Here is a 21,600-nt window from a genome sequence, read left to right as displayed (position 1 = left end):
TTTCATTGAAAATTTGTTTAAAAAGTTTTCTCCTTTTCAATAAAAAACCTACTTTTGCATCATCCCAAACGGATATGCCCGGATGGCGGAATTGGTAGACGCGCTGGTCTCAAACACCAGTGGGAAACCGTGCCGGTTCGACTCCGGCTCCGGGTACTAAAAGCCTCTTTACTTACTGTAAAGAGGCTTTTTTTGTGCGCCTATGCTGCATCTGACCTGAAGATTGCCTCAAGTTCCGGATTATAGCTAATCAAGGTAGGTACTAAAACAGATACATCCTACTATCAACTTATATCTAATAACAATTTTCAATCAATCTTTAGACAGTGATCAGTCAGTGCTTATTCAGTTTGTACTGAATGATCACTGAACAATCACTGAACGAGCACTGAGCAAGCACTGAATAAGCACTGTCTTAAGATCTAACTTGGTCACGATTTGATTCTAAGGTGCTGCAGCTAATGCTTGTCCTTTGCTGTTTCTTCGCTTATTGTAGCTACTTTCATTACACCTTCCTCGGTATTCGTTTGCCGTTTCTTTGGTATTTCTTTGGTATTTCTTTGGTATTTCTTTGGTGTTTCTTTGGTATTTTAACGATAAAACAGCAATAAAACAGCAAAGAAATAGCACAGAAACGGTAAAGTAGGTGTAATCTTGAACCAGACTTGTAGATAAGAAGGATAAATTAACTACCGTCGAAATGGCAATAAGAAATGGGCTTTTTTTTATAAACGTTCTTTAATCTGAATATTCTTGTTTAAATTGGAAATACCAAATATAAACTTGGATGAAAACAGTTTTTTTATCGCTGGCACTGCTGTGTTTTTTCATTACTCATGGGCAAGTAGGGTTTGTCTTAAACGGGAAAAAGAATGTTAAAATTCCTTTTCTTTTCGTACATAACCTGGTGATTATACCTGTACAGGTAAATGGATATATGATGAACTTCCTGTTGGATACGGGGGTTAAAGAAACCATGATATTTGGCGAAACATTAAAGTCAATTGATAGCGCTGTTTTTGTTAATAAATTTCAGGGATTGGGCAGGGAAGAGGGGTTGGATGGCTATTTATCCATACATAATCAGGTGAATATTGCTGGGGTATATGAAGATTTAGACCAACCGATCTATATTCTTCAAAATGCGCATATTGATATCTCTACCCGGATAGGAGTGGAAGTTAATGGAATTATGGGAAGTCGCTTTTTTGAAAACCAAATGATAGAAATGGATTTTCAAAAACATCGTATCACCTTATATGCCAAGGCTAACCGGCCTAAGGGACTTGACAAGATGCAGCGTTTGCCGCTGGATATTTTAAATAGTCGTCCCTATACTGCGGTTGCTTTTAAACAGGGGAATGTTTCTATTGATGGTCGCGTATTGATTGATATGGGAAATAGCGATGCCTTAATGCTAATTCCTTCAAAGCTAAATAATTTTGATATTAAGCCTCCATTTATTGATGACTACATTGGGCAGGGGTTTAACGGTGAGATTTATGGAAAAAGAAATCGAATCCGATCGCTCGAACTTGGGCCGTTTACAATGAACTATCCCCTGGTAGCCTATCCCGAATTGAGTTCGTTACAGCATGCAACATTTGTGAGCGAAAGAATAGGTTCCATTGGAAACGAGTTGTTACGCCGATTTAAGGTCGTATTCGATTATCCCAACAAGTCGATATACCTTCATAAGAATAAAGATTTTGATCGCTTTTATTATCTGAATATGAGTGGCTTGGAGATTATACATGATGGTATTAAATACGAAAAAGAAGAAATACCTGTCGTTCTGCAAAAAGATGGCGGTACAGAGGTAAGAATGGGTAACAGCGTACAGTATCGCTTTGTACTTCGAAATATGTACAAAGTTGCGACTGTTCGTGATGGTTCGCCTGCGGCAATCGCAGGACTAATACCCGGAGATAAGGTTGTACGGATCAATGGTAGATCTGCATCGTCATTTTCCCTGGAGTCAATTCACAATCTTTTTAAATCAGAAGAGGGAAAGGAAATGCATTTTCGAGTGACCAGGGGCGAGAAGACACTCGATTTTAAATTTGTGTTAAAGGATCCGCTTCCATTTAACTCGGATTAAATTTTCGCGAATTTTGCTATTTTAAACTGAACTTACTTATATTTGCACTTGATAATAATATTTTAATAATTTAAACACGAGAAGATATGTTGGTCGCTAGAATAATAACACAGCAAGCTTTTAAGGCAAATGGATTTGCCGAAAGCAATCTTCGTGCTTTTCGTCCTATTTAAGATATTCTTCGAAATAGGAGCCATCATGTTTGTTCAATCCGTTGGAGTGAATAATCAGGTCGCTTTACTTCTTTTGAAAAACCAATTTATACAGATGAAAAAGCCGAAGTTCATTCGGGCTTTTTAATTTTCCGGATTTTCGTTTCTATTTAGACAGTCAAAGCTCTTCAGGGCTGCAGCGTTTTTGAAAAACAGGTGCGTTCGACTCTATAGGAGTAATTGACTGTGCATTAAGAAAAAATGCTTAATAGAATCGTAATCCCCAAAAGAATATTCCCGAAATTTTTTCAAAAAGGCTGCCGATTTCCAAGAGGAAATTGATGGCCAATTATTTATATTTTTTATAAAAATGGGAAGTAAATTAGCTGGAAAAGATCTCGTAAAAATAGGTTTTCCACAAAATAATATAGTTAATACAGCTTTAGGGCTGATCACAAGGTATCGAAAGAAGGAAAATAAAGAAACCATTCTTCTTGAACTTGCTGAATTGATAGAAGCTCCAGAGCGATTTATGGGGCATAAAATATGGGGAAAGGTCTCTGAAGGACTTGTTAAACCTGTTGAAGTACGCATGCAGGAGCTTCATTCACATTGTGCTCCATTTAGCATATTTGGTGAAAATGAAATTGATGAGCAGGCAAAAAGACAGTTGTATGATGCACTGAGATTGCCTATTTCAAGGCAAGGTGCACTGATGCCGGATGCACATACAGGTTATGGACTTCCCATCGGCGGGGTACTGGCCACAGAAAATGCCGTTATACCCTATGGTGTAGGAGTAGATATTGGTTGTCGGATGAGCCTGTCGATATTCGACTTACCAGGCAGTTATTTCCAAGGGAGGGAATTCCAACTGAAAAATATATTGAAGGAAAACACCAAATTTGGTTTAAATGACACACATCGTGATAAGCATGACCATGTTGTTTTCAGTAGAACTGAATTTCAGGAAATCCCACTATTAAAATCCCTGTTGGGTAAAGCTTACAGACAATTTGGGACTTCCGGTAGTGGAAATCACTTTGTCGAATTGGGCATTGTTGAGCTTCAAACCGTGCGGGAGGAATGGGGAATAAATCCAGGACAGTATGTGGGGATTTTATCCCATAGTGGCTCTCGGGGCTTGGGGGCGAATATCGCTAAGCATTACACAAGCCTTGCGGCGCAACAATGTCCATTACCGCGTCATGTCCAACATTTGGCCTGGTTGGATTTAGCAAGCCAAGAAGGACAAGAATACTGGATGGCAATGAATTTGGCTGGAGAGTATGCCCAGGCCTGTCATGCAGACATCCACCGACGTTTGGCTAAAGCACTTGGCTGTAATCCCGTGGTAACGATCGAAAATCATCATAATTTCGCATGGAAGGAATTCGTGAATGGGGAGGAATGCATCGTTCATCGGAAGGGAGCAACACCTGCAGGCAAGGGCGTGCTGGGGGTGATTCCCGGCTCGATGACAGCACCAGGGTTCATTGTGGAGGGAACGGGAAACCTCTTAAGTTTACAGTCTGCATCCCATGGAGCTGGGCGTGTCATGTCGAGATCTGCCTGCAAAAATAATTTGACAAAAAGTGCTATGCTGAAAGATCTGGAAGCACATGGTGTGGAATTGATTGGCGGCGCATTGGATGAATCACCACGTGCGTATAAAGATATTCATCGGGTAATGAAATTACAACAGGAGTTGGTAACTGTTCTCGGAACGTTTACTCCGAAGATTGTACGTATGGACAAATAAGGTTATGAAAGAAAGGTATTTACAAATTTCTTCGGGACGAGGTCCTAAGGAATGTAATATGGCCGTTAGGTTGGTAGTCGACAGAATCTCTTCTGAAGGTAGTAGAGTAGGAGTTGAGGTCACGGAAATAGAAACAGAAGAAGTTGATGGACTTCCTTGTTCGTTAATCGTCAGATTGAGAGGAAAAGATATGGATCAATTGATTGATCATTGGATTGGCACAATCTGTTGGGTGTGTAAAAGCCCTTTTCGTCCTTTACACAAACGGAAGAATTGGTTTGTCGAAGTTAAAACGTATCATCTGGGTAAAAAGGAAAAGGTGTTGGATGTGAAGGATGTATATTTCCAAACGATGCGAAGTAGCGGTGCAGGTGGACAGCATGTCAATAAAGTAAGTTCTGGCGTTAGAGCGACGCATGCTCCGACAGGGATAAGTGTTCAGGTGATGGATACGAGATCGCAATTGCAGAATAAAGAAATCGCAATGCTGCGCTTGGCTGCACGTCTGCGGGATTTGGAAAGCGTTGAGTTAAATATGGCCAAAGAGCAAAAATGGAAAAACCAAATCGAGGTGACTCGGGGACAGGCGAAACGGGTCTTTGTTGGATGTAATTTTGTCGAAAAATAATATTTCTTGAGCATTGGATCCCAATTGGCAATCCATGAAATCAATTGGGTTTTGATAGGGGCTTTGAACTATAAATTCAAGGCCCCTTGAATTTGGGGATATGCTGGTTTTGTTTTTTTAGCCGTATTTTCTTCTGTGATTTACCTTGAATGTAGAAAATAATTTGTTTTATTGCATTGATAATTCCTATCTTTAAGAGGAAGGGTCTAAAAATGAGTTCTTCAGACTAAGTAAACTTAAGTAGTCGCTGTAGCCTGCATCTAGAGAAGGCTATAGGGCTTGGAATTTCAAATTCGATATTATGATAAAATCCCCCGGCTTCCTTTTTAAGGAAGCGATCAAGAATGAAAAACCATTACAAATTGTTGGAGCGATTAATGCTAATCATGCACTTTTGGCTGAACAGGCTGGTTTTAAAGCTATTTATCTTTCTGGAGGTGGTGTTGCAGCAGGTTCACTTGGAATTCCAGATCTTGGGATTACAACACTTCAGGATGTTTTGATTGATGTGGATCGCATTACAAATGTGTGTAAGCTTCCTTTGCTGGTGGATATTGATACTGGCTTCGGTCCTTCGGCATTCAATGTGGCACGTACAATAAAGTCTTTAATTAAAGTGGGCGCGGCGGCAGTTCACATGGAGGATCAGGTTGGTGCTAAACGTTGTGGTCACCGGCCTGGGAAAGAGCTCGTCTCTCGATCTGAAATGGTTGACCGCCTAAAGGCGGCCGTGGATGCACGAACGGACGAGCATTTTGCCATTGGTGCACGTACGGATGCACTTGCTTCTGAAGGCCTTGAACTTGCTTTGGAAAGAGCGGTGGCTTATAAAGAAGCTGGAGCGGACTTTATTTTTGCTGAAGCAGTACATCATTTGGAGCAATACGTTCAATTTAGTGCGGCAACAGGTCTTCCTATTTTGGCGAATATCACCGAATTTGGACAAACACCGTTGTTTAGCCTGAATGAACTACGTCAAGCCGATGTTTCTATTGTTCTTTATCCACTCTCTGCTTTCCGCGCAGCTAATAAAGCGGCTACAAATGTTTATCGTCACATTCGGGAAGACGGTGGGCAGGTTAATGTAATCGACGACATGCAGACGAGAGAAGAGTTATACAGAAGTATCGATTATTATGCCTATGAAAATCGATTGGATCAATTGTTTAACAAATAATTATATTCAGATGGAAGAGACAAACAGCACAGGTTTTAAGCCCAAAAAAAGTGTAGCACTCTCTGGTGTAGCAGCTGGTAATACGGCTTTGAGTACTGTCGGAAAAAGTGGTAATGATCTGCATTATAGGGGTTATGATATTTTAGATCTGGCGCATCAGGCAAGTTTTGAAGAGGTCGCTTATTTACTTATTTATGGAAGTCTACCAACACAGGCACAGCTTGTCACTTATCAAAGTCAGCTGATCAGTCAACGTGGTCTGCCTATTACTGTTCAACAGGTCCTCAAGCAGTTGCCATCGACGGCACATGCCATGGATGTTTTACGGACTTATGTTTCTTTTTTCGGCAGTGTTTCGCCCGAGAAAGACAGTCATCCCATTGCTGGTGCCCGTGACATTGCAACTCGCCTGATGGCTTCGATGGCCTCAGCACTGTTGTACTGGTATCATTTTAGTCAGCATGGACGTGAGGTGCAGGTAGAGACATCAGATGCAACGTTGGGCGGGCATTTTTTGCATCTGCTACACGGAAAATCGCCGTCGTCTTCTTGGGTAAGAGCGATGCAGATTTCACTCAATTTATATGCCGAACATGAGTTTAATGCATCTACATTTACAGCTCGGGTAATTGCCGGTACAGGATCAGATATGTATTCCTGCATCGCTGGCGCAATAGGTGCGCTACGCGGACCTAAGCATGGCGGAGCTAATGAGGTCGCTTTCGAAATTCAGAGTCGTTATGCAAATGCTGATGAGGCGGAAGCGGATATCCGGAAGCGATTGGCAAACAAAGAAGTCATTATTGGTTTTGGCCACCCTGTATACACAATCTCGGATCCAAGAAATCAAGTGATTAAACAAGTTGCAAGAGAGCTGTCGGAAGAAGCAGGAGACATGACGCTCTACCTGATCGCTGAGCGGCTGGAAAAAGTCATGTGGGAGGAAAAGAAAATGTTTCCGAACCTGGACTGGTATTCTGCGGTGTCCTATCATATTATGGGCATTCCAACGGAGATGTTTACGCCATTATTTGTTCTCTCGCGTATTACTGGCTGGTCAGCGCATGTTTTCGAACAGCGTCAAGATGGAAAAATTATCCGGCCGAGTGCAAACTATGTTGGTCCTGAGGACAGACCGTTTGTACCTCTTTCCGAACGGTAAATTCGGGTCGGGAAAAGGCGTTAAAAGGTGCTTTTTGAACAGGGGGCTCTGAGGAAGAATTTAGCGCAGGAAAAAACGAATTATATTAATAAATAGAACGAGAGTCTTATACGAAATAAACGAATGAGTTCAACAATATCAAATGAAAGACCACAACCGGATCAGGTTTTAGTGGACATTGTGGACTATGTCCTAAATTATAAAATTGAGGAAAAAGTCGCTTGGAATACGGCGTTTTACTGTTTTCTTGACACCATTGGCTGCGGCTTGGAAGCATTGACCTATCCTGCCTGCACCAAATTGTTGGGGCCAGTTGTGGCTGGGACCATTGTGCCGAACGGTGCTCGGGTACCGGGTACAGATTTTCAATTGGATCCCGTTCAGGCAGCATTCAATATCGGCACGATTGTTCGATGGTTGGATTTTAATGATACCTGGCTGGCAGCAGAATGGGGACATCCATCCGATAATCTAGGGGGAATTTTAGCGGTGGCAGATTGGTTGAGCCGAACGAATATTGCGAACGGGCAAAAACCGCTGAAAGCTAGGACGGTTCTTGAGGCAATGATTATGGCCCATGAGATACAAGGTGTCTTAGCACTTGAGAACTCGTTTAATAAAGTGGGGCTAGACCATGTTATCTTGGTGAAGGTAGCTTCAACAGCGGTCGTAGGTAGGCTCATTGGTCTCACAAGAGAAGAGCTGCTCAACGCGGTTTCTTTGGCTTTTGTTGATGGACAAGCCCTACGGACTTATCGGCATGCGCCAAATACCGGTAGCCGAAAATCATGGGCAGCCGGCGATGCAACTTCGCGTGCTGTCCGATTGGCCTTGATCGCAAAAACTGGAGAAATGGGCTATCCATCTGTTTTGACAGCACCAATATGGGGATTTTATGATGTGTCTTTTAAGGGGAATCCATTTAAGTTTCAGCGGGGATATGGATCTTATGTGATGGAAAATATTCTCTTCAAAATTTCATTTCCCGCAGAATTCCATGCACAGACAGCTGCCGAAGCGGCTATGCAACTTCATCAACAACTGAAAGAATTTGGAAAAAGCAGTTCAGATATCGCCCGTGTAACCATTCGTACACATGAAGCGGCTATCCGGATTATTGATAAAAAGGGGCCTTTGCATAATCCTGCCGACCGTGATCACTGTATTCAATATATGGTTGCTGTGCCTCTAATCTTTGGACGTTTGACGGCTGATGACTATGAAAATCATATTGCTTCGGATCCAAGAATTGATATACTGCGCGATAAGATCTCCTGCGTGGAAGATGCTCAATTCACCGCTGACTATCACGACCCACAGAAACGTGCCATATCAAATGCTTTGACAATTGAACTGGTTGACGGTACAATATTGCCTGAATTGGTCGTTGAATATCCGATAGGCCATCCAAGAAGGAGGGCAGAGGGAATTCCTAAATTAATCGAAAAATACAAAACAAATCTTGCTCGGGTATTTTCTGAAAAACAGCAAAAGGAAATACTTACAGCTACTTTGGACTACGATACTTTTCTCGAACAGGATGTCTCGCAGCTGATGGATCTTTTTGTACGCTAATGATATAGAGAGGACGGGGTGATCAAACTATTTGTTTTGTCACCCCTGCTTTCGTTTCTATTACAGCGTTAAACTACACCGAATATTCTTTTTAAGGTCGCAACCTTTTGTTTTTTTTATGATTACCTGTACTTTAGTGCACTTAAACAGCTTATGCACGCTTCTTTAGACGAAAGAACATAGATTGGCTAATCTATCGCCAATTTGAGTCAAAACCACTATAAAATCTGAAATTCTTTTTTGCCAGTTCTCTTAAAGATTCTGGTATATCCCATTGCTCACCTTTGGCCTGAAAGTCTTCGCATTCAGCAATGAAAGTAGGAAGCGTTGTACGGTCGATATGTCCAAATACTCCACCTGTATAGGATGCATACCCTACACCTAAAATAGAACCAATATCGCCATCGATGGGTTGGTTGAGTACGCCTTCTGCGAGACATCGATAGCTATCCAATGCCATGACATGCAACAAACGTTTCCGGATAATTGAAGGTGTTACATTTTCCTTTGCAGATGCAATTACAGGGTTTTTCCAAATGGTTTTCTTTTTGGTTTCAACGTCATAATCGTAAAATCCAGCGCCCGATTTTTTCCCTTTTCGTTCCTGATCGACCATTCCTTTGAGGTAGGTATATGCACGTTTTTGGCTGGCATGCAGACCGGGTAATTGATCATAAACGTGTAGCATCAATTCCAATGATATCTCATCCAATACTGCCAATGGGCCCACGGCAAATCCTGCAGCCATCGCTTCCTCTTCGACCAGTGTCGGTGAGATGCCTTCCAGTACCATTGTAATACCTTCGAGTAAATAATTGAAGAAAATACGTGAGGTGAAAAAACCCGGACCATCCTGCACGACTATTGGAATTTTATTGAGGCGTAAAGCTGTGATAAGTGCTTTCTCTAAGGTTTTTTGCTCGGTTTGTTTACCGCAGATGATTTCGACAAGGGGCATGCGGTCAACAGGCGAAAAGAAATGCATTCCTATAAATTTTTTAGGATCATTGGTTGCTTTAGCAAGCTCAGTAATAGGCAATGAAGTGGTATTTGTAGCGAAAAAGCCATTTTCGTTTAAATAGGGTAGGCTTTCTTTTGTAACCTCAGCCTTTAGGTGGAAATCTTCAAATACAGCTTCTATAATGCAGTCAGATCCATTAAGGTCATCGACTTGGTCAGTTGGTTTTATGCGTGCAAGCAATTGCTCCCGTTGTGATGGGCTCATGGCCCCTAAAGCCAATGATTTTTCACAAACCTGGCTAGAATAGGCTTTGCCCCGTTCGGCTTGGGGAAGTGTAACGTCTTTTAAAGCAACTTCTATTCCTGCCCGGGCGGCCTCATAAGCAATCCCCGAGCCCATCATCCCAGCACCCAGTACACCTATTTTATTTAACTTATAGTTGTCGATATGTTTTATTCTATTCGGTGATTTTGCCAATTGGACAGCATAGTGAAGTGTACGGACCATGCTGAGTGGTTCGGGGCGATTTAAGACTTCCAGGTATAAAATTGCTTCTCTCTCACTAGCTTCAACCGCTGTAGATGACGGGTTTTTTCTTAGTAATTCAATAACTGCGTTTGTGCCGGGGTACAAACCGCGTGCTTTTTTTTGGATAGTAAGAATTGCTTCAGGCTTCAGTTCGTCAGTTTGTTTCGTGTGATGGCCAGCATTGGTGTTGGGTAGATTAAGTATCCAGTTTATTGCTAATGATAGGCTGTCGCTTGGCTTCTGCGTCAATTCATTGATTAACCCAAGTTTATACGCTTCTTCACTGCTCAGAAGTTTGCTTTGTGTCAGCAGATTTAGGGCATTTTCAGTACCTATCAATGCTGGTAAATAGATCGTTGTACCAAAAGCTGTAAACAAACCATACTTACTCTCCGGAAAGCCAAACTGAAGTTTTTCGGAGGCGATACGACAATTAGACCATAGCATCGTCGCTAGGGCCATAGCTGTACAATTGTCTGAAATAATAGATACAATGGGTTTTTTAAACGTTTCCCAATGCAATACTTTTGATGTAAGCTTGTATAAGTCCGAAGGTCTTGAGCGGCTTGAAGAAAACTGCTCAAATAATTGCGTATATTCGATTTCTTTGTCTTGAATCGGGCAGCTATATACGACACCTATGGTATCTTCCCGTTCGAGAATGAACGTAACCAAATCAACAAATTGCGTGAGATAGTCTATAATGTCCAACTGCTCGGGAGCTGCTGTCGATAGCGGATGGATTGTAATGATGTGATGATTATCCTGTTCTACACGAAAGAGCGTGTGGGTCATATAAGATTTATTTTCATCCATTGTACTTGGTGATAATTTTTAAAAAGCTTTCTATTGTTTTGACTTTCCTGATTGATAAGTCACATGATCTATTGTCATTTTCGCGATAATTTCAAGCATTATTTCTGAGGTTCCCCCGATAATGGTGCCGACACGGACATCGCGATATAAACGTGCGATTTTATAATCTTCTGTAAACCCATAACCACCAAATAATTGGAGACATTGGTTTACGACATTGACGGCGAGCTCACTTGCTTGTAGCTTCGCTATGGAACATTCTTGGACTGCGTATTCGTTTTGGTCCTGGAGGTCACAACAATGTAGACAAAGGCTTTCGTGGTAGCGATATCTGCTGCCATTTGTGCGATTCGGTGCCGTATTGTTTGAAATTCCTGGATTTTTTTTCCAAAGGCTTCACGTTGTGCGATATAATCAAGTGTATACTGAAATGCGGATTCTGCGGTAGCGAGACTATGAATAGCTGCGGTAAGCCTTTCCAATTGAAGTCCATCCATTAAATAGCGAAATCCTTCTCCCTCCATGCCGATGAGATGAGAAATAGGGACTCGTACGTTATTAAACCCTAGCTCGGCGGTATCAGAGGCGTGCCAGCCTAATTTATTGATTTTGCTTGACGAGACTCCAGTTGCATTTCTGTCAATAAGTAATAAGCTTATACCCTTTGTTCCCTGGTCAGAAGCAGTTTTGACTGCTGTAATGAAGAAATCACCGTAATAACCGTTGGTAATAAATGTTTTAGATCCATTGACAATATAAAAATCGCCATCCCGGACAGCTGTTGTTTTGATCTGCTTTACGTCAGAACCAGCCCCGGGTTCAGTAATAGCAACAGCACTGACCATATCACCGGCAATAACTGGTTTAAGATAGCGTATTTTCAGATCTTCTGATCCATATTTCAATAGGTATGGAGCCGACATAAACTGAATGACAAGTGCGGAAATGGTAAATCCTCCAGAAAAACAATACGATAATTCTTCGCAGAGTATCAAGGAATAATAAAAATCAAGCTCTAGTCCACCATACACTTCTGGGTAATTGAGTCCCATCAATCCCATATCACCCATTTTCTTCCATACATTTCGGTCGATCTCGCCGCGTTTTTCCCAATCATCGACGTAAGGTGTAATTTCTTTTCGAATAAATGCGCGAAGTGTATCGCGAAAAATCTGATGTTCAGCTGTAAACTTGATTGTCTGCATAATCGTTTATCTTGCTTTTGGTTATCTTATGTAAGGCGGTCTTTTGAATGACCATCTAGTAGGATGTTATCTAAACGAATTTAACGAAAAGCCTTGGCTTTTTGCAAATTTTTATTCTTTATTTTTCGTTCAATTGGTTAAGTAGGGAAGTTTTTGCATTATTTTTTTTCTATTTATTCTGTTTTGATAAAAAAAAATAAAACCAACTTGTTGTGGGTTATCTGTTATATTTTTTATCTTTAAGATTAGGAAGGGTTGTTGGGGATATGCTAGCGATAAGCCTCCAAAATTTTAGCAGAACAATTATAAACTTTTTATATCATGTCAAAGAGTGTATTTATCGTTGCAGCGAAACGCACACCAATTGGAAGTTTTGGTGGTGCCTTGTCATCTATTTCGGCACCAAGTCTTGCGGCCCAGGTTGTTGGGGCTGTAGTTGATGAGGCGGGTATTTCCCGCGATATAGTGGATGAGATTATTATTGGTGCTGTTTTGCAAGCTGATTTGGGACAAGCGCCTGCCCGGCAGGTAGCCCGGTTAGCAGGTTTGTCGGATCATACCGCTGCAACTACCCTTAATAAAGTATGTGCTAGTGGAATGAAAGCAATAGCTGTTGCTGCGCAAAGTATTCTATTGGGAGATGCTGATATAGTGATTGCTGGTGGGATGGAGAGCATGAGTAGGGTGCCATATTATACGAATAGTATGCGTTGGGGAGCCAAATTTGGAGCTCAGAGTCTGGTTGATGGTTTACAACGTGATGGTTTGAGCGATGCTTATTCGAATGATGCAATGGGAATGTTTGCAGAGTTGTGTGCCGAGAAATATCATATTAGCCGTGAAGAACAGGATGGTTATGCGATAAGTTCCTATAAAAGAAGCCTGGACGCTTGGCAAAAAAATAAGTTTTTAAACGAGGTTCAACCTCTAACGATACAAAGTCGTAAAGGAGACGTCGTCGTTTCGCGCGACGAAGAGTTTTCGCAGGTCAATTTTGATAAGATACCCGAGCTTAAGCCTGCCTTTAAAAAAGAGGGGACTGTAACTGCCGCAAATGCATCGACAATAAGTGATGGGGCTGCTGCGGTGCTGCTCATGTCTGGCGAGAAATTAGAAGAACTTGGACTTGTCCCCTTAGCAGAGATTATTGCTTATGCTGATGCTGAACAGGCTCCGGAATGGTTTACGACTACACCAAGTGTAGCCACGGAAAAGGTGTTAAAAAAAGCGGGATTGAGACTAGAAGACATTGATTATTTTGAATATAATGAAGCTTTTTCCGTCGTAGCTTTAGTGAATGCACAAATTTTGGGTTTACCCATGAACAAAGTAAATGTTTATGGAGGAGCGGTATCTTTGGGGCACCCATTGGGATGTTCGGGCGCTAGAATTGTTGTAACACTAAGCAGCATCTTAAGACAGGAGGGGGGATCAGTAGGGCTGGCAGCGATATGTAATGGTGGCGGTGGTGCCTCTGCAATGATTATTAAAAAGATTTGATGCTTCTTCCAGATAAGATTGCTTTAATTTTATCTGGAAGAAGCTCACGCTTATTGAATTCGGGTGTTTTTAACCACATAGCTTCCAGGAAACTTATTTTATTTATACAAGGTCGTACTTCTACTCCTCATATAGACGGCTTGCCTCGACACCATGGAGCGCCAGTTCTGATTCGATTTCCGTTGGGTTGAGTCGAATGCCCTCTATGGTTAACAGATTATAAATAGAATCCAAGTCGATCTTCCATTCGTGGATGCCATTCAGTTTTTCAACAGCTTGTTTGATTTTGTCTACAAGACTGGGGTGTTGTGCATTAGTTTCGAAAATGAGCTTTTCCATAGTGTTTCATATTAGGCCTGATTAGAAATCAGGCGGGTTTAACCAAAATAGCGTAGACAATCATTTGATCGGCTAATTACAATAGTCTCAATATAAGGATAATAATCTTAAATTAATGCTTTGAAATGACTAAATTGTAATGAAACTGTTAATTTTTGTAATAAATATATAGAAATTTTATAGTCGTTAGATTGCCTTTAAAATGCCGGATTTCATTTTATTGTAATCGAACAAGTTTATATGTGGATTTTGGATTTTCTAATACTACGTTTTCATTGGTATTGAAATTTTAAGTAAGTTTGAAATGAACATGACGACTGAGACCTCGAATATAATCATTCTGTTATTGCTGGCAATTGTTGCTTTAATATCGGGTTTGTACCTCTTGTTAAGACAAAAGTATAGAAAACTTGAGGTAGAAAATAAACGACAAAAGGAGCTTTTTAATCGTATGGACAATCAGAAGATTGACGATTTCCATCGGGCCCAATTAAATCCCCACTTGCTTAAAAATTCATTGAACGGAATACTTTCACATGCCTATCAAACTTATTATACCATGGACAAGTTGGCCATGGTATTGGACTACGTTTTGTATGAAAGTGAAGATGAACTCGTTTCACCTAAAGCAGAGATTGAGTTTGCGCGTAATCTCATTGAGATTAATAAGGTAAAACTGAGTCCCTTATTTGATATACGCGTTAAGTTTGATATTGATGAACTAAATAGTTCCTTGTTGAATACACCTTCATTGGTTCCTTTGATGTCTGTGGATTTAATTGAAAACGCATTTAAACATGCAGATTTCCATGGCCCTGATTCTTTTATTTCTATCATGCTGACCTTTAAGAATGGTTTGCTGGAGCTCATTGTGAGCAATCGAATTTCAAAACGTTCGCCCCTACAAAAGGCCAAAAGTGGAATAGGCAGCAAAACGTTGGAAGAGCGGCTCATGTTGTACTATCCAGGTAGACATCAACTGCGCAGGTTTGTAGAAAATGATGTATATAGTGCCCACCTTCAAATCAGATTGTATGCGGATTGAAAGAAGTTTGAAATGTGTTCTTCTGGATGATGAAATACCAAGCTTGAGGTTCTTGAAAATGCTCTGTGAGCAAATTCCAGGGGTAGAGGTGGTGAAAACCTTTAATGAACCAGCAGCATTGTTGAGAGAATACCGTTCACTAAGTTTTGATTTTTGTATTCTGGATATCGAAATGCCGGAATTTAATGGATTTGATGTAGCCAGAGAACTCAAGGATTTTCCGATTGTGTTTTCTACCGCATATAAACAATATGCGAGCGATGCTTTTGATATTAATGCAGTAGATTACATGCGTAAACCAATATCCCTGCAACGTCTCCAGCAGGCCATTGCGAAAGTAGAACAAATAATCAATAATAAAGCTGAAATTGTCTCGTTTGCACAGTTTAATACCAATAAAGGAAAAACGGTATTGTATTTCGATCAGATTAACTATGTTCAAATAGCTGAAGTAGACAGCCGCGATAAAACAGTTTATTTGGCTGATGGTTCGTTCATTTTGTTGAAAAATATAAGCTTCGATAAGTTGATGGAGATTTTGCCTGAGCATGACTTTATACGCATCAATAAAAAAGAGATCATTGCAACCAAGATCGTTAAATTTTTCTCCGCTGATCAAATGACGAGCAACTTGTTTGACGAACAAGATATGCCTCTTTTGTTTAATTTGGGGGAATCGTACAAGAAAATGTTTTTCGAGAAATTCAGTTGATTACAAAATTTTTTTGTTTCATTACATATTTCCTTCCACCTAGCAGCTAAAAAGCACTAAAACTCTTACAGAATTATATTTTTGTTGAGACTGTATTTTATCCCTCCTTGTTTAGAGAATATTGGTCGGGACTTAGTATGCTATTGTCATTATATTTATTTTAATTGCTATTGAAGATGAGGAAATATAGGAATACAATTTTCTATGTAGTTTTAGTTGGTACATTACTTGGGGTGATGTATTGGGTGATTCATTTGGGGGCACAGCTAGAGGCTCCAGAACTACTGCGTGGGGAGAAAACAAGTCAAGGTGCCTGGAAGGATTTTACATCAACTTTATTCCATAGTCTGCAGCATCCGCTAGCGATATTATTGGCACAAATCGTGACGATCATTATCGCGGCACGTATTATGGGATGGATTTGCATTAAGATTAAGCAGCCTGTGGTAATCGGAGAGATGCTCGCAGGTATCATATTGGGACCATCATTGCTGGGGCTCTATTTTCCGGAATTTTCGCATACACTTTTTCCTGTAGAATCGCTCAGTAATTTGCAGTTTTTGAGTCAAATTGGGCTAATCTTATTTATGTTTATCATTGGAATGGAGCTAGATTTAAATGTGCTGCGAAATAAAGCGCATGATGCCGTTGTCATTTCTCATGCAAGCATTGTGATCCCATTTACGTTGGGAATTTCATTGGCTTATTTTTTATACCTATTCCATCCACCTACAAATGTAGAGTTTCTATCCTATAGCTTGTTTATTGGTATTTCCATGAGTATCACAGCATTTCCTGTACTTGCTAGAATTATACAGGAAAGGGGGTTGCAAAAAAGTAAGCTAGGTGCAATGGCGATTACCTGCGCGGCTGCGGACGATATTACGGCATGGTGTATACTCGCTGTCGTAATTGCAATCGTCAAGGCCGGTGATTTCGCCAGTGCATTGTATACAATCGGGCTTGCTGTAGCATATGTGCTCATTATGATTAAGATTGTTCGTCCATTTTTGATGCGCGTTGGAGAGGTAAAAGGGAGTAAGGAAGCTTTGAGTAAACCTGTTGTTGCTATTTTCTTTATTGTGCTGTTATTGTCAGCTTATGCGACCGAAGTTATCGGTATCCATGCGCTTTTTGGTGCATTTATGGCAGGAGCAATCATGCCCGAAGGAAGTCGATTCCGAACAGCATTTATCGAAAAAATCGACGATGTCTCTACTTTGTTGTTATTGCCTTTATTTTTTGTCTATACTGGACTTCGTACGCAGATCGGTCTACTTAATGATCCTCAGTTATGGATGATTACCATTGGTATTATTTTGGTCGCGGTTATTGGGAAATTTGCAGGTAGTACGTTGGCGGCGCGTTTTGTCGGTCAAAGCTGGAAAGATAGTTTGAGTATCGGCGCGTTAATGAATACGCGGGGTTTGATGGAACTTATCGTCCTCAATATTGGATACGATCTTGGCGTTTTAAGCGCTGAATTATTTTCGATGATGGTCGTTATGGCCTTGGTGACCACCTTTATGACAGGGCCATCCTTAGATCTCATCAATTTTCTCTATCGACCAAAGAAGAGTTTATTACAGGAAGACATCCAGGATAAATCGAAATTTAAGATTCTATTGTCTTTTGCGAAAAGTAATACTGGGATTTCGCTACTGTATCTAGCTGATGCGTTAACGTTGAAATCGAAAAAGAATGCTGAAATTACTGCATTACATATTGAACCTTCAAACGAATTACATCATTATGAGGTGGAAACCCAGGAACTGGATAGTTTTCGTGAAATCAAGCAGGTCGCTCAGCAACTCGAACAGCCTATTCAGACAGTATTTAAAATTTCTAGTGATATCGATAGCGAGATTGTTCAAACTTCCAATGAGCGCGATCAGGATTTATTACTTTTGGGTGTCAGCGAATCCATTTATGAGGGGAGTTTATTGGGACGATTTTTAGATTTTACTACGCGGATTGTAAATCCTGAAAAGTTATTCCATACGGTTACAAATGCCGAGTCTCCCTTTACGACATTTGACAGAAATCAGCAGATCAACGCCAAAGTGAATGCAATGGTAGGCATTTTAATTGATAAAGACTTTGTGAAGGCGAAGCGAGTGATCGTTCCTGTTGTTTTGAAAAATGATGAATTTCTATGTGAAATGATACAGCGCCTGATTCAGCATTCAGATGCTCAGATCATAGTTTGGGATCTCAATGAAGTGCTGAGAACCAATGAAAGCTTCAAAGAGAAATTGAGACAATTGGAACAGCTTGTTCCAAACCACCTTACAATAACTGAAAAAGAGTTAAACAGTGAGACCTGGCAGGACCAGGACTTAATGGTGATCAGCCTGCCTAGCTGGAACAAAATTGTCAATAAAAAAGTACATTGGCTTCCTTTCACGCCATCGACATTGTTGATGGCGGATCGCAAACCATAAATAAAAAGCCCCTAATTTAAATCATTTAGGGGCTTTTTATTTATGGTGTTATAAAGATCTATTTATTGATCTTTTCTATCTTGATTTTTAACCCGATCAATTTTTCAATATCAGCTAAATACGGTCTTTCTTCTACATCGCAAAAAGAGATGGCTTTTCCTTCCTGACCAGCTCTTCCTGTTCTACCAATACGATGAACATAGGTTTCCGGTACATTTGGGAGATCATAATTAATCACAAGCGGTAGTTGTTCGATATCGATTCCTCTTGCTGCAATATCGGTAGCGATCAAAATTTTAAGATGACTGTCCTTAAATTCACCTAAAGCTTTTTGTCTTGCATTTTGCGATTTATTTCCGTGAATGGCCGCTGCTCTCAAGCCATTTTTTGCAAGCAACTTGACGATTTTATCCGCTCCGTGTTTTGTTCGGGAGAATACAATAGTGCGCTCATGCTTCAGCTTTTTTAATATGCTCGTCAATAATTTGATCTTCTCCTTCTTTTCAACAAAAAATACAGATTGATTTACTTTCTCGGCTGTTGAGCTTACTGGGGTGACGTCAACTTCAATAGGCTTGTGTAATATGCCATGTGCAAATTTACGGATATTGGGCGGCATCGTTGCCGAGAAGAATAATGTCTGTCTTTTTGACGGGACTTTGGTCAGGATCTTTTTGATATCATGAATAAAGCCCATGTCCAGCATGTTGTCCGCCTCGTCCAATATCAAGATCTCGATTTTATCTAGAGAAACTATCTTTTGATTCATTAAATCCAGTAACCGGCCTGGGGTAGCAACAAGAATATCAACACCTTTTTTAATTTCTTTAACTTGCTTTTCTTGGCTTACTCCACCGAAAATAGTGCAATAGTTTAGTTTTAGATATTTTCGGTATAAGTTGATATTGTCTCCAATTTGAATGGCTAGTTCACGTGTTGGTGTAAGAATCAAAGCTCTAATGGGAACGAGTTTACCTGATGTCTTAGTTTCTTCAAGACGTTGTAAAAGCGGAAGTGCAAAAGCGGCCGTTTTACCGGTTCCCGTTTGTGCACAACCAATAAGGTCGTTGCCTTGCAATACAATTGGAATGGCTTTTTGTTGAATTGCAGTAGGGTGTGTATAGCCTGTTTCTGTTATTGCTTTTAAAAGCGGAGCGATTAAACTGAGTTGTTTAAATTCCATAAATAGTATGTTCGAATTTGTCTTAAATAAAACCTTTGAGAATCCTTTTTATGCTTTTTATTTGAAAACTAAAAGTCTTCAACGGAAAAGTAAAAGATTGCTAAAAAATTGTAAAGGAAGAATAGGAAAAAGAAATGGGATAAGTCATTAAGAATTACCCCATTAACAAGAAAGTGTATTTTTTGGATTACGCCAATTTTACATTTGTAGCGCTGATCCCCTTTGGAGTTCTTTCTACATCATAAGTAACAACGTCGCCTTCAGATACTTGGTTTTTAAGCGCAGAAACGTGTACGAAAACATCTGCACTACCATCCTCTGGTGTAATAAAACCAAAACCTTTAGTTTCATTGAAAAATTTAATTTTACCTGTATTCATTATTTTTAATTAAGTGCGGCAAGGTAGGCATAATAAATGATTAATCTTTTATTTTTTTTAATGAATTATAAAATGCGTTGTGTAACTGAGTCTTTTTTTGAACGAGATGTTGATTGGAACTGCGTTAAAGGAAGGAATTTATCGAACAAAAATATATAATAAAACACAATCTCGTCAACCAATGTAACATGATCAACTTATCTTGTTGTTGGTAATGTTATTATTAATTATTTGGATAAATATTTTTTTTAAAATGTTTGTTCTTAGGGAAATTAGTATTAACTTCAACCGCCCCTCCCAAGGGCATGTTTTTCATAGGTAGATGTATGGTCGAGTGATTCTAACTCGACCATTTTTTCGTTTTTTTATAGGGTTACGCTAGGTTTGTCTATATATATTTTACAATGCTTTTTGCGAGCACCTAGATTCATTTTTGTATTTTCATCGAAGCAATTTGTTTTTAATAATAAAGAAAGCATTCTTATTTAGGGCATTCATCCAAGCGTGTGTATTCTTTTTCGTATTGAGAATTTAGATGATATCCGCTAAAAACAAAACTTAAACCAATATCCAATGAATAGAAAAGATTTTATCAAAACGTCCACTGTTTTAGCTGCATCGTCATTTTTTTTTAATGCTAAAGGTTCAACCTTTTTAGATCAATCCATTCGGGTTGGATTAATCGGTGTAAATGGTATGGGCTGGTCTGATTTGAATGCATTGTTAAAGAATGATGGTTTGGTGTGTACCGCTCTTTGTGATGTGGATGAAAATATTCTTAAAAAGAGAGCAGAAGAACTTCAAAAAAGAAATATACAGGTCGAAACGTTTGTAGATTATAAGAAGATGCTCAATAGCTCGATTGTGGATGCGGTCATTATTGCAACTCCGGATCATTGGCATTGCCTGCAAATGGTAGATGCCGTAAATGCTGGAAAGCATGTATATGTCGAAAAGCCCATCGGTAACTCTATTGTTGAATGTCAATTAATGGTTCAGGCAGCAAAAAAGAATAAGACTATTGTACAAGTCGGGCAATGGCAAAGAAGTCAGCAACATTTTAAGGACGCCATTGATTTTGTTCATTCCGGTAAATTGGGCAAAATAAGATTGGTAAAAGCTTGGTCTTATCAAGGGTGGAAAAGTGCTATTCCCATCGTGCCCGATGAACCGGTTCCCGCAGGTGTACATTATACGGAATGGCTAGGTCCGGCACAACAAAGACCATTTAATTCGAATCGATTCCATTTTAATTTTCGATGGTTTTGGGACTATGCAGGAGGTTTGATGACAGATTGGGGCGTGCATATGTTGGATTATGCTTTACTTGGGATGAAGGTTTCCGATCCAAAATCTATTATGGCCTCAGGAGGTAAGTTTGCGTTCCCGGACGATGCAGGCCAAACACCTGATACGATGACTGCTGTGTACGAGTTTGATGGCTTCAATATCCAATGGGAACATGCCAAAGGAATTGATCTCGGACCTTATAACCGCAATCACGGTGTCGCATTTATTGGTAACAATGGTACGCTGGTCTTGAATAGATCGGGCTGGGAGGTCATTCCAGAAAAAGGAAGGATGGAAGCGGTCTCTATCCAACCTTCTTTAGATAATGGACTGGACAAACATATGGAAAATTTTGTAGCCGCCATTCGCCAACGTAATCCACAGGTACTTCATGCACCAATTGAAGTAGGGGCACATATTGCCATCTTTTCTCAGCTCGGAAATATAGCATTCAGAACTGGACAAAAACTCTATTGGGATAAAGACAAACAGCATTTTACCGATCAGAAAGCAAATAAATACTTAGCTTCGGTTTATCATAACGGCTATAAATACCCAAAAGTATAATGCCTTAAAATTGGTTGTTGATTAATTATTATAATCAACAACCAATGGATCATTCCTTACTGATGATTCACTCC

Annotated in this window: 15 protein-coding genes, 1 tRNA gene and 1 pseudogene; 12 read left to right on the top strand and 5 right to left on the bottom strand. The window is 40.1% G+C overall.

Features of this window, described 5'->3' with window-relative positions:
- Nucleotides 1-76 precede the first annotated feature (76 nt).
- The 7 genes from ACHWSC_RS02380 (at nt 77) to ACHWSC_RS02350 (ending at nt 8,557) form a co-directional block, all read left to right on the top strand.
- Nucleotides 77-156, top strand: a tRNA-Leu gene (locus tag ACHWSC_RS02380).
- 631 nt (nt 157-787) lie between these two features.
- A complete protein-coding gene (locus ACHWSC_RS02375; RefSeq protein WP_394675679.1) occupies nt 788-2,101 on the top strand; it encodes a PDZ domain-containing protein in 1,314 nt (437 codons plus the stop codon).
- Nucleotides 2,102-2,623: 522 nt separating this feature from the next.
- Nucleotides 2,624-4,015, top strand: a complete 1,392-nt coding sequence (locus tag ACHWSC_RS02370) for an RtcB family protein (protein WP_394675678.1) — start codon at nt 2,624-2,626, stop codon at nt 4,013-4,015.
- A gap of 4 nt (nt 4,016-4,019) precedes the next feature.
- The gene (gene prfH, locus ACHWSC_RS02365) at nt 4,020-4,643 is read left to right on the top strand and encodes a peptide chain release factor H (protein WP_394675677.1); all 624 of its coding nucleotides are present in this window, start codon (nt 4,020-4,022) and stop codon (nt 4,641-4,643) included.
- Between the two features lie 301 nt (nt 4,644-4,944).
- On the top strand, nt 4,945-5,820 hold the full coding sequence (gene prpB, locus ACHWSC_RS02360; RefSeq protein WP_341831900.1) for a methylisocitrate lyase: 876 nt from the start codon (nt 4,945-4,947) through the stop codon (nt 5,818-5,820).
- 10 nt (nt 5,821-5,830) lie between these two features.
- Nucleotides 5,831-6,982, top strand: a complete 1,152-nt coding sequence (gene prpC, locus ACHWSC_RS02355; RefSeq protein WP_394675676.1) for a 2-methylcitrate synthase — start codon at nt 5,831-5,833, stop codon at nt 6,980-6,982.
- A gap of 123 nt (nt 6,983-7,105) precedes the next feature.
- A complete protein-coding gene (locus tag ACHWSC_RS02350) occupies nt 7,106-8,557 on the top strand; it encodes a bifunctional 2-methylcitrate dehydratase/aconitate hydratase (protein ID WP_394675675.1) in 1,452 nt (483 codons plus the stop codon).
- Nucleotides 8,558-8,750: 193 nt separating this feature from the next.
- Here ACHWSC_RS02350 and ACHWSC_RS02345 read toward each other — a convergent pair whose 3' ends face one another.
- The gene (locus ACHWSC_RS02345) at nt 8,751-10,862 is read right to left on the bottom strand and encodes a 3-hydroxyacyl-CoA dehydrogenase NAD-binding domain-containing protein (RefSeq protein ID WP_394675674.1); all 2,112 of its coding nucleotides are present in this window, start codon (nt 10,860-10,862) and stop codon (nt 8,751-8,753) included.
- Between the two features lie 30 nt (nt 10,863-10,892).
- A pseudogene (locus ACHWSC_RS02340) lies at nt 10,893-12,067 on the bottom strand (acyl-CoA dehydrogenase family protein).
- Between the two features lie 321 nt (nt 12,068-12,388).
- Here ACHWSC_RS02340 and ACHWSC_RS02335 point away from each other — a divergent pair.
- Complete coding sequence (locus tag ACHWSC_RS02335) at nt 12,389-13,567, top strand: thiolase family protein (RefSeq protein ID WP_394675673.1); 1,179 nt, start codon at nt 12,389-12,391, stop codon at nt 13,565-13,567.
- Nucleotides 13,568-13,687: 120 nt separating this feature from the next.
- On the opposite strand, the gene ACHWSC_RS02330 is transcribed toward ACHWSC_RS02335, so the two are convergent.
- The gene (locus ACHWSC_RS02330) at nt 13,688-13,906 is read right to left on the bottom strand and encodes a hypothetical protein (protein ID WP_046672939.1); all 219 of its coding nucleotides are present in this window, start codon (nt 13,904-13,906) and stop codon (nt 13,688-13,690) included.
- Nucleotides 13,907-14,210: 304 nt separating this feature from the next.
- Here ACHWSC_RS02330 and ACHWSC_RS02325 point away from each other — a divergent pair, with 304 nt between their 5' ends.
- The 3 genes from ACHWSC_RS02325 to ACHWSC_RS02315 all read left to right on the top strand — a co-directional run bounded on the left by ACHWSC_RS02325 (nt 14,211) and on the right by ACHWSC_RS02315 (nt 18,107).
- Entirely contained in the window at nt 14,211-14,951 is a 741-nt protein-coding gene (locus tag ACHWSC_RS02325; RefSeq protein ID WP_120332790.1) for a histidine kinase, read from the top strand.
- A complete protein-coding gene (locus ACHWSC_RS02320; RefSeq protein ID WP_183043842.1) occupies nt 14,941-15,663 on the top strand; it encodes a LytTR family DNA-binding domain-containing protein in 723 nt (240 codons plus the stop codon). Before ACHWSC_RS02325 ends, ACHWSC_RS02320 begins: the two co-directional genes overlap by 11 nt.
- A gap of 176 nt (nt 15,664-15,839) precedes the next feature.
- A complete protein-coding gene (locus ACHWSC_RS02315) occupies nt 15,840-18,107 on the top strand; it encodes a cation:proton antiporter (protein WP_394675672.1) in 2,268 nt (755 codons plus the stop codon).
- A 58-nt stretch (nt 18,108-18,165) separates the two neighbouring features.
- Here the strand turns inward: ACHWSC_RS02315 and ACHWSC_RS02310 are convergent, their stop codons facing one another.
- Both ACHWSC_RS02310 and ACHWSC_RS02305 read right to left on the bottom strand, forming a co-directional pair.
- A complete protein-coding gene (locus ACHWSC_RS02310) occupies nt 18,166-19,290 on the bottom strand; it encodes a DEAD/DEAH box helicase (protein ID WP_120332793.1) in 1,125 nt (374 codons plus the stop codon).
- A gap of 187 nt (nt 19,291-19,477) precedes the next feature.
- Nucleotides 19,478-19,669, bottom strand: a complete 192-nt coding sequence (locus ACHWSC_RS02305; protein ID WP_046672944.1) for a cold-shock protein — start codon at nt 19,667-19,669, stop codon at nt 19,478-19,480.
- Nucleotides 19,670-20,242: 573 nt separating this feature from the next.
- On the opposite strand from ACHWSC_RS02305, the gene ACHWSC_RS02300 reads away from it, so the two are divergent.
- Nucleotides 20,243-21,526 (top strand): Gfo/Idh/MocA family protein, encoded by a 1,284-nt coding sequence (locus tag ACHWSC_RS02300; protein WP_394675671.1) that lies wholly within the window; start codon nt 20,243-20,245, stop codon nt 21,524-21,526.
- Nucleotides 21,527-21,600 lie beyond the last annotated feature (74 nt).

This window comes from uncultured Sphingobacterium sp. (assembly GCF_964277905.1).
GTDB lineage: Bacteria > Bacteroidota > Bacteroidia > Sphingobacteriales > Sphingobacteriaceae > Sphingobacterium > Sphingobacterium siyangense.
The sequence above is the reverse complement of the archived record's forward strand: the minus strand, read 5'-3'. Positions and strand labels throughout refer to the sequence as shown.

Excerpts from the sequence above, each read along its gene's own strand:
- ACHWSC_RS02375 (WP_394675679.1), top strand. The coding sequence starts at position 788 with ATGAAAACAGTTTTTTTATCGCTGGCACTGCTGTGTTTTTTCATTACT.
- ACHWSC_RS02370 (WP_394675678.1), top strand. The coding sequence starts at position 2,624 with ATGGGAAGTAAATTAGCTGGAAAAGATCTCGTAAAAATAGGTTTTCCA.
- prfH (WP_394675677.1), top strand. The coding sequence starts at position 4,020 with ATGAAAGAAAGGTATTTACAAATTTCTTCGGGACGAGGTCCTAAGGAA.
- prpB (WP_341831900.1), top strand. The coding sequence starts at position 4,945 with ATGATAAAATCCCCCGGCTTCCTTTTTAAGGAAGCGATCAAGAATGAA.
- prpC (WP_394675676.1), top strand. The coding sequence starts at position 5,831 with ATGGAAGAGACAAACAGCACAGGTTTTAAGCCCAAAAAAAGTGTAGCA.
- ACHWSC_RS02350 (WP_394675675.1), top strand. The coding sequence starts at position 7,106 with ATGAGTTCAACAATATCAAATGAAAGACCACAACCGGATCAGGTTTTA.
- ACHWSC_RS02345 (WP_394675674.1), bottom strand. The coding sequence starts at position 10,862 with ATGGATGAAAATAAATCTTATATGACCCACACGCTCTTTCGTGTAGAA.
- ACHWSC_RS02335 (WP_394675673.1), top strand. The coding sequence starts at position 12,389 with ATGTCAAAGAGTGTATTTATCGTTGCAGCGAAACGCACACCAATTGGA.
- ACHWSC_RS02330 (WP_046672939.1), bottom strand. The coding sequence starts at position 13,906 with ATGGAAAAGCTCATTTTCGAAACTAATGCACAACACCCCAGTCTTGTA.
- ACHWSC_RS02325 (WP_120332790.1), top strand. The coding sequence starts at position 14,211 with ATGAACATGACGACTGAGACCTCGAATATAATCATTCTGTTATTGCTG.
- ACHWSC_RS02320 (WP_183043842.1), top strand. The coding sequence starts at position 14,941 with ATGCGGATTGAAAGAAGTTTGAAATGTGTTCTTCTGGATGATGAAATA.
- ACHWSC_RS02315 (WP_394675672.1), top strand. The coding sequence starts at position 15,840 with ATGAGGAAATATAGGAATACAATTTTCTATGTAGTTTTAGTTGGTACA.
- ACHWSC_RS02310 (WP_120332793.1), bottom strand. The coding sequence starts at position 19,290 with ATGGAATTTAAACAACTCAGTTTAATCGCTCCGCTTTTAAAAGCAATA.
- ACHWSC_RS02305 (WP_046672944.1), bottom strand. The coding sequence starts at position 19,669 with ATGAATACAGGTAAAATTAAATTTTTCAATGAAACTAAAGGTTTTGGT.
- ACHWSC_RS02300 (WP_394675671.1), top strand. The coding sequence starts at position 20,243 with ATGAATAGAAAAGATTTTATCAAAACGTCCACTGTTTTAGCTGCATCG.